Here is a 13363-nt window from a genome sequence, read left to right on the forward strand (position 1 = left end):
CATGGAGCGTAAATGGTCCGCGATGGATCCTGCGGTCGCCTTTTTCCCTGTCGAGCTGAGGCCTGTTTTTATTGAGGCATCAGGCTCGGCTGGCGACCTGTTTCAGGCGTCTGGCTTCCAGGCGCTGCCGCGGCATCAAGCCGTGGTGGATGTGGAAAATAGCCAGGCGTTTGCGGTGGTCACTGAGGATTATCACTTGGTGACCAATCAGCAGGCCTACGATCTGGCCGCCGATGCGCTCAAGCAGGTGTTTGACTTTACCTCTATGGCGGATATGGCCTGCTTGAACGTGACCATGCCCAGGTCGCGGTCTTTCTGCCATATCGACCTGATCCACAAAGACAGCGATTTTGAACCCTGGCAGCAGGATCGCTGGGTGCCCTTTGTGCGCATCACCAACAGCTACAACCGTACACGCCGGCTGCGTTTTGAAATCGGCTTTTGCCGCTGGATCTGCCTCAACGGGCTGATTTTTGGTGGTAAAAGCGTCGAAATCAGTTTTGCTCACACCAAGCAACTGCAAGATGACATGCGCCGCTGGCACGAGAACCTTGGCGACATCAAGCTGCTGGAAAAGCTCTTTGTGGCCAAGCTACATAATCTGCAGCGCTTCCATGTGCCGTCACGCTGGATGTTGCCGCTGGCCTGCAAGGTGTTTGATGTGCGCCTTGCGAGCGATGTGCCCATCAAGCAACGCCGCGCCGATGAGCTGGTGAAGTTCCGCCAGGCCATTGCGGACCTGGCCAGTGATTATTTTGTGTCGATGGGCGAGCAGGGCTATGCCGCACTGAATGTCCTGACGGATTACGCCAGCCGGCCTGTGGGCGTTATCGCACCGGAAACCATGATGGATGGCTACCAGCACAAGGCCGGCGAGTGGATCGATGACTTTGTGCAGCAGATTGAACGGCGTGATTTCACCTTCGAGGCTTACCTGGGCGAGCACCTGAAAACGGCTGAGGCCATTGCCAGATTATGATCAAGTCAGTTTATAACTACCCTGTATCTACTCTTCTCGATATTGAAAGTGGCGTTATCTACGCCATCCCGCGCTACCAGCGTGAGTACACCTGGAGTCGGGCGCAATGGGATGCTCTGTTTGACGATTTGCTGGAAAACGAGCCGAATTACTTTCTTGGCTCGATCATTTGCATCAATCAATCGCAAGACGCTTTGTCAGTACAAAGCCTGGAGCTGGTGGATGGTCAGCAACGCATGACCACCCTGTCGCTGCTGTTGGCCGCTATTTATCAAAGCTACAGAGTGCAACCCAACCTGGTCATGGAGCAGCAGATTGAGCTGTTCAACCTTAAGCACAAGCTGGTGCTGAAGAAAAAGTCAGACCAGCCACGACTGATCCCTCAGGTGCAAAACAATAACCAGCAGGATTACTACGCTGTACTTGGCCAGATAGGTGTCTTAAGTGATGTGGAAACTGTTCCAAATGCAGGTAATCGCCGCGTTCTCAAAGCTTTTCGTCACTTTCTAAGCCGCATTGAGCAGTACCTGCAAGGTCTGAACGATCCAGTCGCGAGCCTGCAAGCGCTACTGGATAAGGTGAATACAGCCACCCTGGTCAAGATCGAGGTGGCTGGTCATTCGGATGCCTACACCCTGTTTGAATCTCTGAACAACCGTGGCGTGCCGTTGACGGCTATTGATCTGATCAAGAACAAACTGTTGGCCGTGCTGGAAGCCAAGGACCCTGGCAGCATCGACAAGCACTACAACCGCTGGAAGAAAGTCATCGATGCCCTGGGTGATGACTATGCGGTGCAGGAGCGATTCTTCCGTCAGTACTACAACGCCTTCAAGCCTGACCTGAAGGACATCGTCTCGGTGCCGGTGGCGACCAAATCCAACCTGATGCATGTGTACGAGAAGCTGATCGCCCATGATGCTGAGAGCTTCCTGCAGGCAATGATCCGGCTCTCTGCCCATTACGCTCAGATCGTGGGTTACCGCGCCGTGCCTGAGCAGCCAAAGCTATCCGGTCTGCTGTTGTCGTTGGATCGTATCCAAGGGGCCGCAGCGTATCTGTTGTTGATGGTGCTGTTTGAGCGTAAGGACACCCTGGAGCTCGAGCAGGAGCACCTGGAGCAGGCGGTGCATTTCCTCATCGCCTTCTTTGTACGGCGCAACACCACCGACCTGCCGCCTACCCGAGACCTGACCCGGATTTTTATGGATGTGGCCGAGGCAGTGCTGGCGTTAAAAGGCCAGGCAGTGGTCAGTCATATCCAGCAGCGCCTGACAGGTGAAAGCGCCAGTGACGAGCAGTTTGAGAAGAGCCTGAAGGGGCCGATCTATGAAGACAACAAAGCTGTTTGCCGCTTTGTGCTCTGCGCGCTTGAAGAAAGTCGCATGACCCGTGAAACCCAGGTTGATCTCTGGGCCTTGAAAGGCAAGCAGTACGTCTGGACGATCGAGCACATTTTCCCTCAGGGTGAAAACATCCCTGATACCTGGGTGCAGATGATCGCAAACGGCGACGCTGCGCTAGCGGAACAACACCGCCAAACCTACGCCCACTGTCTGGGAAATCTGACTATCTCTGGCTACAACAGCGCTCTGGGCAACAAGAGCTTTGCCGAAAAGCAGAGCCGGCTGGATAGCCAGGGGCGCAAGGTGGGCTACAACAATGGCCTGCACTTGAACCAAGCGTTGGCCAATGAGACCAGCTGGACCGTGGATAAGCTCAAGGCTCGCACGGATCTTTTGGTGCAAGAGGTGCTGCAGAAGTATCCTCTGGCCATTTCGTTCAAATGAAAGCCTCGGTGACGATATGAGCGCGATCCACACGCTGTCTATCAGTGGATTCAAGTCCATCAGAAAGATGGAGAACCTGAACCTGTCGAGCCTTAACGTTTTGATAGGGGCAAACGGTGCCGGAAAGAGCAATTTTGTTGCCTATTTCCGCATGCTCTCAGAGCTTGTGGAGGGGCGGCTACAGGTCTGGGCAAGCAAGCAAGGCGGCGCAGACAGGCTTCTCAGTTATGGGGTTAAGGAAACCCCTGAACTGACTACATCTGTTCGTTTTGGTGCTAATGGCTACGACATTGCGCTGGAGCCAAGGGTAGATGGTGGATTCACTTTCACATCTGAAATGTTGTATTTCAATGGCCCTTACCACGGTGTAACCCGTCCCAGGTTGGGGGCTGGGCATTCCGAGTCGAATCTCAAGAGTGTGATGGCGAGCGGTACGTCAAAAAAAATTGCGACCTTTTGCTTTAACGCTATCAACGGGTGGAAGGTTTATCACTTCCATGACACTAGTGATACGGCGGGCGTGAAGCGCCAGTGTGCCGTGCATGACAACACCTTTTTGCGGATGGATGCCTCGAACCTGGCAGCCTTCCTCTTCCGATTGCAAAGTGAAGCACCTGAGGTTTACAACCAGATTCGTAAGACGGTTCGTCTGGCAGTGCCGTTCTTTGAGGACTTTGTGCTCAAGCCGACGACTTTGCCCACAGAAGAGCAGCAGATCCGTTTGCTTTGGAAGCAAAACGACAGTGATTACGCACTCTGGCCCAGTCAACTGTCGGATGGTTCTATCCGATTCATCTGTCTGGTAACTGCGCTGCTTCAGCCTGATCCCCCTACAACAATTATTATTGATGAGCCTGAGCTGGGCTTACATCCCTATGCAATCACGCTGCTTGGGGCACTGATACGTTCGGCTGCCATGCGCACTCAGGTGATTATTTCCACTCAGTCAGTTCCCTTGCTCAACGAGTTTGAAATTGAAGACTTGATCGTCGTCGAGCGTGAAGAGGGCGGTTCAGTATTTAAGCGCCTGGCTGAAGCGGACTTCACCAGTTGGTTGGAGGATTACAGTCTCGGTGAGCTATGGGAGAAGAACGTCTTGGGCGGGAGGCCTTCACGATGATCCGAGTCCATGTCATTTGCGAAGGGCAAACAGAGGAGATGTTTGTCAATGAAATGCTGACGCCGGTCTTTTTCCCTAAGGGTATTCAGTTAGTTCCCGCGCTCGTTGGCAAACCAGGGCATAAGGGCGGCAACTTCAAGTTTGAACGCCTACAGGCGGATGTGAAAAATCGCTTGCTGGGTGACCGAACCGCTTATTGCACTACATTTTTTGACTATTACGGCCTGCCGCAGGGTTTCCCAGGTAAGGATACTCTAGCTGCTCATGCGGACATCCGAGACAAAGCTGCAGCCGTACAGGATGCAATGGTCGATGAGCTTATCCGTTTAATCGGCCAAGACTCCATGCGGCGATTTATACCCTTTGTGCAGATGTACGAATATGAGGCGCTGTTGTTCAGCGACCCTGATGCCTTTGCCATTGGCGTCGACAGAATTTCCTTGAACCAGCACCTCAAAGCAATCAGCGCGCAGTTCGAGAGTCCAGAACACATCAACAATAGCCCTGTAACAGCTCCCAGCAAGCGGATCGAGGCCTTGATGGCTGACTATCAAAAGCCATTGATGGGAACGCTGGCTGCCTTGGAAGTGGGTTTGGATGTAATGCGTGCAAAATGCGCGCTTTTCAATGATTGGTTGACGCGCATTGAGTCGTTGCTGGTGACCAATGAAGCAATCTGAATTTAGGGAGTTTCATGAAGCTGATTGACCTGTTGGTCCAGGAAGTCCGTGCCAGCGCTGCGTACAACTCCAACGTTCAAACCGCCCCCAGCGTGATTCTCTGGACCGATAAGCTGCGTCAGTGGGAGCCGGCCTTGCCTTTGTTGCAGGCGGCTATGCCTGAGCTGATTGTGCTGGGTGACTATGCGCCTGAGGCTAGAACCGGTCCGGCTATCTGGATCAAGTGTGCGGTTGAGGGGGTGTTGCCTGGCATTGAGCTGCCCGCCGAACGTACGCCGATTGTGTATTTGCCAGGCTATGAGCGCCGAGATTTACGCGCTATCGCCGCTTGCCCGGAGGCGCTCAAGCCGCTGGCGGAGTTGCAGTACCGTGGCTGCTGGTGGATCTACAGCAATTCCGGTCGGGATTGGACGGTGAATGCCTTCCTGGTATCGAGCAACGGCGGTGCCGGGCTGGATGTGGCCAAGGATGAGAAAAGCCAGCAGGTTTTGCTGCGCGTACTGCCTGAAATTCTCGAAAGCGAGCGCGATGAGCTGAGCAACCGTCGCCTGGAGGCGGCGGACTTCAACAAGTTGGTCAGCAGCGATCCGGTCAGAGATTTGCTCAGCTGGATGAATGACAGCCAAGCCTGCCGTGAGCGCTGGGAGCCGGCACGCTGGCAGGCGCTGGTGGGTATTTGCGATGCCGAGTACCACTTTAATCCGGAGCGGGATGGGGAACTCACGGCTGCGGAGTTGCTGTGCCAGCGCCAGGGTATTTGGGACGGCGTGTGGCGGCGTTTTGTCGAGTCTTGCACCCACTACCCGCAGTTGCCGCAGTTGCTGTTGAAGGTGCAGGCTGACCTTGCTGCGAGCGGTGACAGCTACCCTTCGATCAATGCCAGTGAAGAGCAACAGCTTGAGCAGGATTTGAGCGGGTTGCTTGAGCAGGAGCCTGCCAAGGTTCGCTTGGCTATTGCTCAGCTTGAAGCGCGGCATGCTGCGCGTCGTGAGTGGGTGTGGTTCTCGCTTGAGATGGCTCCGTTGGCTGGCGTTCTGCAGCATCTGGCGGAGATTGCCAAGGCCACGGCAACTACCTTCTCGGGAGTTGACCCGGAGGAAATGGCAAGCCAGTACAAAGAGCACTACTGGCAGGCGGATGATCATGCGCTGCGAGCGCTGGCTTATCCGTTGTCTTTGGTACAGCAGGGGTTGGTGCAGGGCATCCTGGATCTGATTTACACCCCGTGGCTGGATGGCATCACTTCCAACTTCCAGAACCTGGTGCGCACTAAGGGCTACCCGGGTTCTGGTCAGGTCAATGAGGCAACTGCTGACTATGCCGCGACCGGCGAGGCAGTTTTCTTCGTAGATGGTTTGCGCTTCGATACGGCTCAGCGCCTGGCGGCCAAACTGAAAGATCTGGGTGATATTAAGCTCGCCTCTAACTGGGCAGCGCTGCCTTCGGTTACTGCTACGGCCAAGGCGGCAGTTACCCCCGTGCATGATCGCTTGACCGGGCGTGTGACCGATCGAGACTTCGAACCCAGTTTGCTGGATGAGGATAAAGACTTTTCAGCTCACTACCTGCGCAAGCTGCTGGACGAAAAGAGCTGGCAGTACCTGGAAGAAGGAGAGTCGGGTAGTCCGTCCTCGAATGCCTGGCTGCAAAGTGGCGATATTGATAAGGAAGGCCACGTAAAAGGGCTGAAACTCGCCGCGCGCATCGACACTCTGCTGGATGAGGTGGTGGAGCGGGCTGAGGAACTGATCGCTGCTGGCTGGCGGAGAATCCGCATTGTTACTGACCATGGCTGGTTGCTGACGCCCAAGCCGATGGTGAAGGTCGATTTGCCCAAGCATCTGACAGAGACTCGCTGGGGCCGTTGTGCGGTCATCAAGGATGCTGTCGATACGGGCTATCAGCAGGTGGGCTGGTACTGGAATAGCGCTGTTAGCATTGCATTGGCGCCGGGGGTTTTTAGCTTCAAGGCTGGTCAGCACTATGATCACGGAGGCTTGAGCCTGCAGGAGTGCCTCACTCCGGTCATTGAGCTGCGCAGCACACAAGCGCCCAACTCCGTCTCTGCAGTTACCGCGACCCTGTCGGATATTCGCTGGTTAGGCCTGACCTGCAAGGTGCAGGCTGCAACCCAGGCAGACGGCGTATTGGCGGTGCTGAGAACACATGCGGGTGAAGCGGATTCCGAAATCAGCAAGCGCAAGCCGCTCAAAGAAGGCAAGTGCAGCCTCTTGGTGGATGACCAGTATGAGGGCAGCTCTGCGGTGTTGGTGCTGCTGGACGATCAAGGCAATGTGCTGGCGAAGAAGCCGACATTGGTAGGAGACGAATAAGTGGAAATGGATACGCTGGACCACAAGGCTGCTGAGTCCTTTGAGGGTTATCTGGTTCGCAAGGATCTGGTGCGAACCTTCGCCCGCCAGTTTCCGGTACCCACCTATGTGGTCGAGTTCATGCTGGGGCGGTACTGCGCTTCCACCAATCCCGATGAGATTGAGGAGGGGCTGGAGATTGTGCAGCGCCAGCTGTCTTCCAGAACCGTGCGTGCGGGCGAGGAAGAGCTGTTCAAGGCCAGGGCTTACAAGACAGGGTCAGCCAAGCTGATTGATATTGTTAGCGTACGCTTCGTGGAAAAAGAGGGGGGCTATCTGGCCAGTTTGCCCAGCCTGAACCTGAACCGGGTGCGCATCCCTGACCAGATAGTCGATGACAACGAGCGCCTGTTGACCGGCGGTTTTTATGCTGAGGTCACCCTTGAGTACGACGGGGTGATTGCTGAGGAGAAGGGCAACGCTTTTGGTATCTCCGAGCTGCGGCCGATCCAGATGTCCAAGCGCAACGTGCTGGACATCATGGCCGAGGCCCGTAGTCATTTCAGCAGTGAGGAGTGGCGCGACTTTCTGGTGCGCTCCATTGGCCTGGAGGCCAGCGCGCTGACCTCGCGTGCGAAAGATGCCATTTTGCTGCGGATGATCCCGTTCGTAGAGCGCAACTACAACATGGTTGAGTTGGGGCCGCGGGGCACCGGCAAGAGCCACCTTTTCCAGCAGGTATCTCCCTACGCCCACCTGATTTCCGGGGGCAAGGCGACGATCGCCAAGATGTTCGTGAATAATTCGAGCGGACAGCGCGGCCTGGTGTGCCAGTACGATGTGGTCTGCTTTGATGAGGTGAGTGGGATCTCCTTTGACAGTAAGGAGGGGATCAACATCATGAAAGGCTACATGGAGTCCGGTGAGTTCAGCCGTGGCAAGGAAAGCATTCGTGCTGATGGCTCCATGGTGTTTGTGGGTAACTTCGATGTAGACGTGGAGCACCAGCAGCGCGTTGGCCATTTGTTTGGCCCGCTGCCTGCTGAAATGCGTGATGACACGGCCTGGATGGACCGTATCCATTGCTATCTGCCTGGCTGGGATGTACCGAAGATGAACAAGGATCTGGCCACCGATCATTTTGGTCTGGTTAGCGACTTCTTCTCCGAGTGCATGAGCCGCCTGCGATTTGAGAGCCGCGTATCCGTGATGCAAAACCGCGTTCACCTGGGCGGCGCTCTCAGTGGTCGTGATACCAACGCGGTTAACAAGACGGTATCGGGCTTGCTGAAGTTGATGTACCCCAAACAGGATATGCCGGTCTCCGATGAAGATCTGGAGTGGGCAACGCGCTTGGGCCTTGAGGTTCGCCGGCGGGTGAAAGAGCAACAGAAACGGGTGGGGGCTGCCGAGTTCCGCAATACCCATTTCAGCTATTTCATTGGCGATGATGGCGTCGAGAAGTTCGTTGCAACCCCTGAGCTGAGAGCCGATAACGAAATCGGTGACGATCCGTTGGAGCCTGGTCAGATCTGGACCATCAGTGAAGGGGGGGCGGATATTGATGACAATGCTGGCCTGTACCGGATTGAGGTCAATGAAGGGCCTGGTTCTGGGGTGAAGATTCTCAATAACCCAGCACCTGCCGCGTTCAAAGAGTCTGTGCGCTATGCCGAACAAAACCTGTACTCACGTGCAGGACAGTTGATTGGCGACCGCGATCCGCGCTCCCATGAGTTTTCCATTCAACTGCGGGCTTTTGATGCGGCGAAGCGCGGCTCTAAGTTGGGGATGGCAGCGCTAATCGCCATGTGCAGCAGCTTGCTGAAGAAGTCCGTCAAAGGTGGGTTAATCGTCGTCGGTGAGATCAACCTGGGTGGCTCAATCGAGCCCATCAGCAATGCAGTAAACATTGCCGAGCTGGCTGTGGAGAAGGGCGCTAGCGCATTACTGATGCCAGTTGCCGCGCGTCGACAGCTCTACGATCTGTCGGATGACATGGCCACCAAAATCGACATTCAGTTCTATCAGGATGCCCGCGATGCGCTGTTGAAGGCGGTTGTGGAGTAACAGCTCGCCTTGGTGGTGGAGCGCAGACCCAAAAAGAAAAAACTGGCCGACCTCAACGTGAGTAGCCATTCGGCTGCTCACGTTGAAGGTGGCCGTTTAGCGGGCTGTGCCTGGCTTTGCGCTCAGCAGCCGAGCGAAGATCCAGCAAGCCAGGAGCACAGCGACCAGCAGTGGTGGAAAACGCACCATCAGAATCACCAGCAGCACGATTGCCAAGCAGCCTACAAGGATGCCAGCGAATACGAACACCGCTGCGAAGGTACGTAGCCAAAGCTTCATGCCGCCTCCTTACAGGTAGCCCTGTTCTGCCAGAGAGACGCAGCCTTCCTGGCCGACCACGATATGATCCAGAGTTTGCACCCCGACCAAATCCAGCGCTTGCCTGAGTTTGTGAGTGAGATTGCGATCCGCCAGGCTTGGCTTGGGGTCTCCAGAGGGGTGGTTGTGCACGAGGATCATGGCGGCGGCGTTGTGCTCCAGGGCTAACTTCACGACTTCGCGCGGGTAAACACTGGCGCCGTCCAGGGTGCCTCGGAACAGCTCATGAAAGTCGATCACACGGTGTTTGCTGTCGAGCATGAGCAGGGCGAACACTTCATGCTCATACTCGGCCAGCAGGGCTTGCAGGTGGCTAAATACCTCCTTGGGTGATGTCAGTGCTCGCCCCCGGCGCAGACGCAAATTCGCCAACTGGCGGGCCATCAGCAGAATGTCGTTTTCAGTGACCGGCGACTCGACCAGGTAGGTGCCGGTCGTGTCACTGGCTTTCAGCTTGTGCAGTCGCATGATCGGCTCCTGGGTTGTTTTCAACCGAACGGGTTTTGCGTTGGGCTTGTGCGTCCAGCTTCTCGGCCAGGCTGTTTGGTGCTGGTCGTGGGGGCGTATTGGTGGTTGGGTATACGCTTTCTTCTGAGGCGTAAAACTCCTCGACGATGGCCGCGACGTCTTCCCCGCTATCCTCGAATGCGCCATTGCTAAAGCCACGTCTTGCTGCCTCATCCAAAGCCGCCTGATCGAATCCCGTGGTTTGCCGCTGAGCATCGAGGTCATTGGCAGCCTGTAGCGCTTCGGCTATTTCCATGCCGCCACGAACCGTCAGATCGACGTAGAAGATTGGCGTCCCATGACTTTGCCGGGTCGATTTGCCACGCAGGCGCAACTCCAGTGGCAGGCAGGCCAGGCGGTTACCCGAGATGGCCTGGAAGTAGTGCAGACGAGCGGCCAGGGTGCGGATGCTGTTGAACCCGGTGGTACGGAATACGAAGCTGCCCAGCGGGTCGTCGTCGCCAATGACCACGTTCAGTCGGCCGTAGGGCTTGCAGGCATTGCCTTTGGCCAACGAGCAGGCGTCCGGCGAAGGGCAGGGCAGAGACTGCATGCCGTCCTGAGTGACCCGCTTGCAAGTCTCGCCATTGCCCACGCACAGCGGCCGTCCGGACTGCCGGTCGAACAGGGTGTAGTCGGCGCGAAAATTCAGCTCGGGTTCGTTGAACAGCAGCCGTACCGGGATGCTGCGCAGCTTGTCGTCCTTGCCCTGGCGCAGTTCGTCATTGAGCGGGTGCAACAGCCAGCCGTCCTTGCCTTGTACCTGGGAGGTGATGGTGAACTGGTCATCCTTCTCCGGCAGGCGCTTGCCGTTCTTCTCGACGACCTTGCCGATGGAGATGCGTCCGAGCACCGGCGGTGTGATAGCCAAACCTTTGAGCATGGTGGTTCTCCTGAAAATGAAAAAAGGCCGGCCATGCAGCGCGAACTGCATGGCCTGGCCAAGGGGAGGGAGGAGTTGATGGACGGAAATCAGCCGACCAGGAAACGCCGCGCACCGGCTTTCAGCAGCGGGTACTTGGCCTGCAGGTAGGGTTTGTCCTGGAGCAGCTGAGCGACATCGAGACCGATGCTGTCCTTGGCCTTGCGCCAGGAGACGTAGCCGCTGGAGAACTCCGCTCGGCTGGCATCGCCCATGGCCTGCTGCAGCATCTGCTTGAGCTCGGCCTCGCGCTTTTCCTTGTCGGCAATCGACTGGCGAACGGCCTTGAGCTCGATGAAGGCAGCGGTCAGTCCGGCATGGCTGCTGAAGTCGACGACCTGGCCGTTGTCCTCTGGATAGAGGCAGCGCAGGGCCGCTTCGGCGGAAGCGGTACCATCGGCCGGCGGTGGCGTATCGGTCTCCACGTAGCGCCAAAACTTGCGCTCCAGCTCGATCAGGCGAGCGATCATCTGCTCGTCCCGCTCAATACGGTGGATCTCCAGCGTCTGGCCGCCGAGCAGCACCGCCACATCAGCCGCCTGCTTGCCGGTGACGGCGAGCTGGTGCATCACCTGCAGCTGCACATACTCGGGCACGCCCTCTTTCCAGAGGCGTGCGCCGTTTATGCCAGCTGTCTTACATTCGAGGATTTGCACGTCATCGGCCCCGATCACCTCGCGGTCGATGTTGGCCAGCATCCAGGGCAACTCCGGATCGGGATGCTGCAACACGGCGTTGATGCGGCGGACTTTGTTCTTCGTTCGCTTGCTGTAATGCCAGGCCACGATGGGCTCCAGGACATTGCCCCAGTACATCGGGCTTTCCTCATCTTGGGGATCGGCCTTCGGCAGCCCGGTATCGCGACCGGTCTTCTCCAGCCACAGTTCCAGCTGCGATTTGTACGGATTCAGGCCCACGGCCGCCGCGGCGTCCGAACTGCCGATGCCTTGCTTGCGGATCTGCAGCCAGTCCTCGCGCGGCAGCTCCTTGGTGCTGACTAGGCGCAGGGCAGGGCGTTTCTTGCGGGGGCTGCCATTCAATGATGTCGCTTTCATGGTGTTCACCTGCAGACATAAAAACGCCCGACCAGCACAAAGCTGACCGGGCGCGAGGGTTGATGTAATTGAGGGTTAAGCGGCGAGTTGCAGCGCAGCATCCAAGGCGCGTTGTTTGATCTGAGCACCCTGGCCAAACCAGGCCGAGTCCATGCGGTACTCGTTGCTGCGTGCACGGCGCTCATGGTCGACGAACTCGGTCACGGCATTGAGCAGGCCCCAAGCCGTACCGTTTGCTGAGGCGAGCTGACTGCCGCGTCCACGCCCCTCGTACAGTTCCTGAACCTTGCGCAGGGCGCGCTCGTTGGGCAGTTGCTCCGGCAGCGCAGCGGTTGGATGGGTTTCACACAGCACGTTCATGAAGAAGCCCAGCGCCTCATGCCACTGCACCTTGCGTTCGGACAACGCCCGCATGCGGTACATGAAGTCGTCCCATTGCGAGACGGCGATACCGAGTTGCTTCTTCACTGCCTTCGGATCGAAGCGGGTGTTGTGCGGCACCTTGATTGCACGGCTGGTACCGTCCAGGGCGATGGTCAGGGTGTTGTTGCAGACCACGCGTACAGTGGTCGGTGTTGCCGTGGTGGCCAGAGTGCCGTCGCAGGAGGTGGCCAGCAGCAGGTAGCCGTTGACCTGATCGTTGCCCTTGAGCGCAGCACCCTGGCCGGTACGCGCCAGTGCCCAGAACTTACGTCCGCCCTTGAGTACCCCGGCCGTTTCCAGCTCGTAGCCAGAGACCTCGGTCAGATCCCGGTAAAACTCCAGCACCTCGCGAGGCTGCACGGTGTGATAACGCTGCGAGACCACCGACAACGGTGCCTTGGTGTCCGAGCGGAACAGTACCTTCTGTTCGGGGAAGGAATGGATCGCGCCCAGATGGCCGACAGCATCCGACTTGAAGTGCACGGGGCTTTCCTGGATCTGCCAATCCATGCCGGCTTCACGTTGCCAGACTTCGATGGGTTGTTTCTGAGTGAGCTGATTGCCCAGGCCATGCCACGGAGTAGCGCCAGCGTAGGCCATGGTTTCGACGAGATGTGCCATGTGAGTGATTCCTGTAGGTACACGCCGGCATAAAGCGCCGCGCAATGCGCAGCACTATCCGGATGACGGAGATAAGAGAAGAAGGCGCCGATCAGGCCGGCAGGTTGAAGCGATGACCGCAGAGCAGGCAGAGGTTGTGGGCCAGGACGTGGCGGTCGAGTGACTCACCGAGCTGAGCACCAAGTACGCAGCCTCCGACACCACCGGCCAGGCCGCCGAGGATGGCACCAGATAAGGAGCCGAGGGTGATGCCAACAGGGCCGGCGAACGCGCCGATAGCCGCGCCAGCCTGACTACCTGCCAGGGCAGCGCTGACGCCGCGAGCAACACCACCTACGGTGCCGATGGCCGCGCCGGCCTTCATTGCGTGATGGAAAGAAGCGACTTTGGGGGAGTGACAGCGAGGGCACTGCAATGACATAGGGCGAACCTCATTGGTGGTGATGTCATTGCAGTAATGTGTGGCTGAGATTTTTTTGAATCGATCTTACTGGTCGGGTGCTATTTTGTGCATCTTTAGCCAACGGGCTATCGGGCTAGCTCTCGTAGGGGCGTGGCAAAAATGG

General features: G+C 57.2%; 12 protein-coding genes. 6 read left to right on the forward strand and 6 right to left on the reverse strand.

Going from position 1 to position 13363, the window contains the following annotated elements; all coding sequences use genetic code 11:
• The first annotated feature begins 1 nt into the window (after position 1).
• From ACP691_RS06850 to brxL, 6 genes are read left to right on the forward strand one after another with little or no spacing between them, the layout of a single operon-like run.
• The gene (locus tag ACP691_RS06850) at positions 2 to 979 is read left to right on the forward strand and encodes a DUF932 domain-containing protein (protein ID WP_426198845.1); all 978 of its coding nucleotides are present in this window, start codon (positions 2 to 4) and stop codon (positions 977 to 979) included.
• On the forward strand, positions 976 to 2769 hold the full coding sequence (locus tag ACP691_RS06855; protein WP_426198847.1) for a DUF262 domain-containing protein: 1794 nt from the start codon (positions 976 to 978) through the stop codon (positions 2767 to 2769). The genes ACP691_RS06850 and ACP691_RS06855 overlap by 4 nt, the downstream gene beginning before the upstream one ends.
• Before the next feature lie 16 nt (positions 2770 to 2785).
• Positions 2786 to 3889 carry an AAA family ATPase gene (locus ACP691_RS06860; protein ID WP_426198849.1) on the forward strand — a complete coding sequence of 368 codons (1104 nt, stop codon included), beginning with the start codon at positions 2786 to 2788 and terminating at the stop codon, positions 3887 to 3889.
• Positions 3886 to 4569: a DUF4276 family protein gene (locus ACP691_RS06865; protein ID WP_426198851.1), complete on the forward strand. Its 684-nt coding sequence runs from the start codon at positions 3886 to 3888 to the stop codon at positions 4567 to 4569. The genes ACP691_RS06860 and ACP691_RS06865 overlap by 4 nt, the downstream gene beginning before the upstream one ends.
• 14 nt (positions 4570 to 4583) lie before the next feature.
• Positions 4584 to 6902 carry a BREX-1 system phosphatase PglZ type B gene (gene pglZ / locus ACP691_RS06870; RefSeq protein WP_426198852.1) on the forward strand — a complete coding sequence of 773 codons (2319 nt, stop codon included), beginning with the start codon at positions 4584 to 4586 and terminating at the stop codon, positions 6900 to 6902.
• Positions 6903 to 6908: 6 nt separating this feature from the next.
• Entirely contained in the window at positions 6909 to 8951 is a 2043-nt protein-coding gene (brxL, locus tag ACP691_RS06875) for a protease Lon-related BREX system protein BrxL (RefSeq protein ID WP_426198854.1), read from the forward strand.
• Between the two features lie 96 nt (positions 8952 to 9047).
• On the opposite strand, the gene ACP691_RS06880 is transcribed toward brxL, so the two are convergent.
• From ACP691_RS06880 to ACP691_RS06905, 6 genes are all read right to left on the reverse strand, one after another.
• Complete coding sequence (locus tag ACP691_RS06880) at positions 9048 to 9230, reverse strand: hypothetical protein (protein WP_426198856.1); 183 nt, start codon at positions 9228 to 9230, stop codon at positions 9048 to 9050.
• Positions 9231 to 9239: 9 nt separating this feature from the next.
• A complete protein-coding gene (radC, locus tag ACP691_RS06885) occupies positions 9240 to 9737 on the reverse strand; it encodes a RadC family protein (protein ID WP_426198858.1) in 498 nt (165 codons plus the stop codon).
• Positions 9709 to 10659, reverse strand: coding sequence for a hydrolase or metal-binding protein (locus ACP691_RS06890; RefSeq protein ID WP_426198859.1), 951 nt, complete (start codon positions 10657 to 10659; stop codon positions 9709 to 9711). Before ACP691_RS06890 ends, radC begins: the two co-directional genes overlap by 29 nt.
• An 89-nt stretch (positions 10660 to 10748) precedes the next feature.
• Positions 10749 to 11753, reverse strand: coding sequence for a YqaJ viral recombinase family protein (locus ACP691_RS06895; protein WP_426199627.1), 1005 nt, complete (start codon positions 11751 to 11753; stop codon positions 10749 to 10751).
• 75 nt (positions 11754 to 11828) lie between these two features.
• Complete coding sequence (locus ACP691_RS06900; protein WP_426198861.1) at positions 11829 to 12797, reverse strand: DUF932 domain-containing protein; 969 nt, start codon at positions 12795 to 12797, stop codon at positions 11829 to 11831.
• Between the two features lie 91 nt (positions 12798 to 12888).
• Complete coding sequence (locus tag ACP691_RS06905; RefSeq protein WP_426198862.1) at positions 12889 to 13218, reverse strand: hypothetical protein; 330 nt, start codon at positions 13216 to 13218, stop codon at positions 12889 to 12891.
• Between the last annotated feature and the right edge of the window lie 145 nt (positions 13219 to 13363).

Origin of the sequence: Pseudomonas sp. DC3200b2 (genome assembly GCF_049895785.1) — a bacterium.
Lineage (GTDB): Bacteria > Pseudomonadota > Gammaproteobacteria > Pseudomonadales > Pseudomonadaceae > Aquipseudomonas > Aquipseudomonas massiliensis.

Coding starts and splice junctions, on each gene's coding strand:
- ACP691_RS06850 (WP_426198845.1), top strand. CDS start 2: ATGGAGCGTAAATGGTCCGCGATGGATCCTGCGGTCGCCTTTTTCCCT.
- ACP691_RS06855 (WP_426198847.1), top strand. CDS start 976: ATGATCAAGTCAGTTTATAACTACCCTGTATCTACTCTTCTCGATATT.
- ACP691_RS06860 (WP_426198849.1), top strand. CDS start 2,786: ATGAGCGCGATCCACACGCTGTCTATCAGTGGATTCAAGTCCATCAGA.
- ACP691_RS06865 (WP_426198851.1), top strand. CDS start 3,886: ATGATCCGAGTCCATGTCATTTGCGAAGGGCAAACAGAGGAGATGTTT.
- pglZ (WP_426198852.1), top strand. CDS start 4,584: ATGAAGCTGATTGACCTGTTGGTCCAGGAAGTCCGTGCCAGCGCTGCG.
- brxL (WP_426198854.1), top strand. CDS start 6,909: ATGGATACGCTGGACCACAAGGCTGCTGAGTCCTTTGAGGGTTATCTG.
- ACP691_RS06880 (WP_426198856.1), bottom strand. CDS start 9,230: ATGAAGCTTTGGCTACGTACCTTCGCAGCGGTGTTCGTATTCGCTGGC.
- radC (WP_426198858.1), bottom strand. CDS start 9,737: ATGCGACTGCACAAGCTGAAAGCCAGTGACACGACCGGCACCTACCTG.
- ACP691_RS06890 (WP_426198859.1), bottom strand. CDS start 10,659: ATGCTCAAAGGTTTGGCTATCACACCGCCGGTGCTCGGACGCATCTCC.
- ACP691_RS06895 (WP_426199627.1), bottom strand. CDS start 11,753: ATGAAAGCGACATCATTGAATGGCAGCCCCCGCAAGAAACGCCCTGCC.
- ACP691_RS06900 (WP_426198861.1), bottom strand. CDS start 12,797: ATGGCACATCTCGTCGAAACCATGGCCTACGCTGGCGCTACTCCGTGG.
- ACP691_RS06905 (WP_426198862.1), bottom strand. CDS start 13,218: ATGTCATTGCAGTGCCCTCGCTGTCACTCCCCCAAAGTCGCTTCTTTC.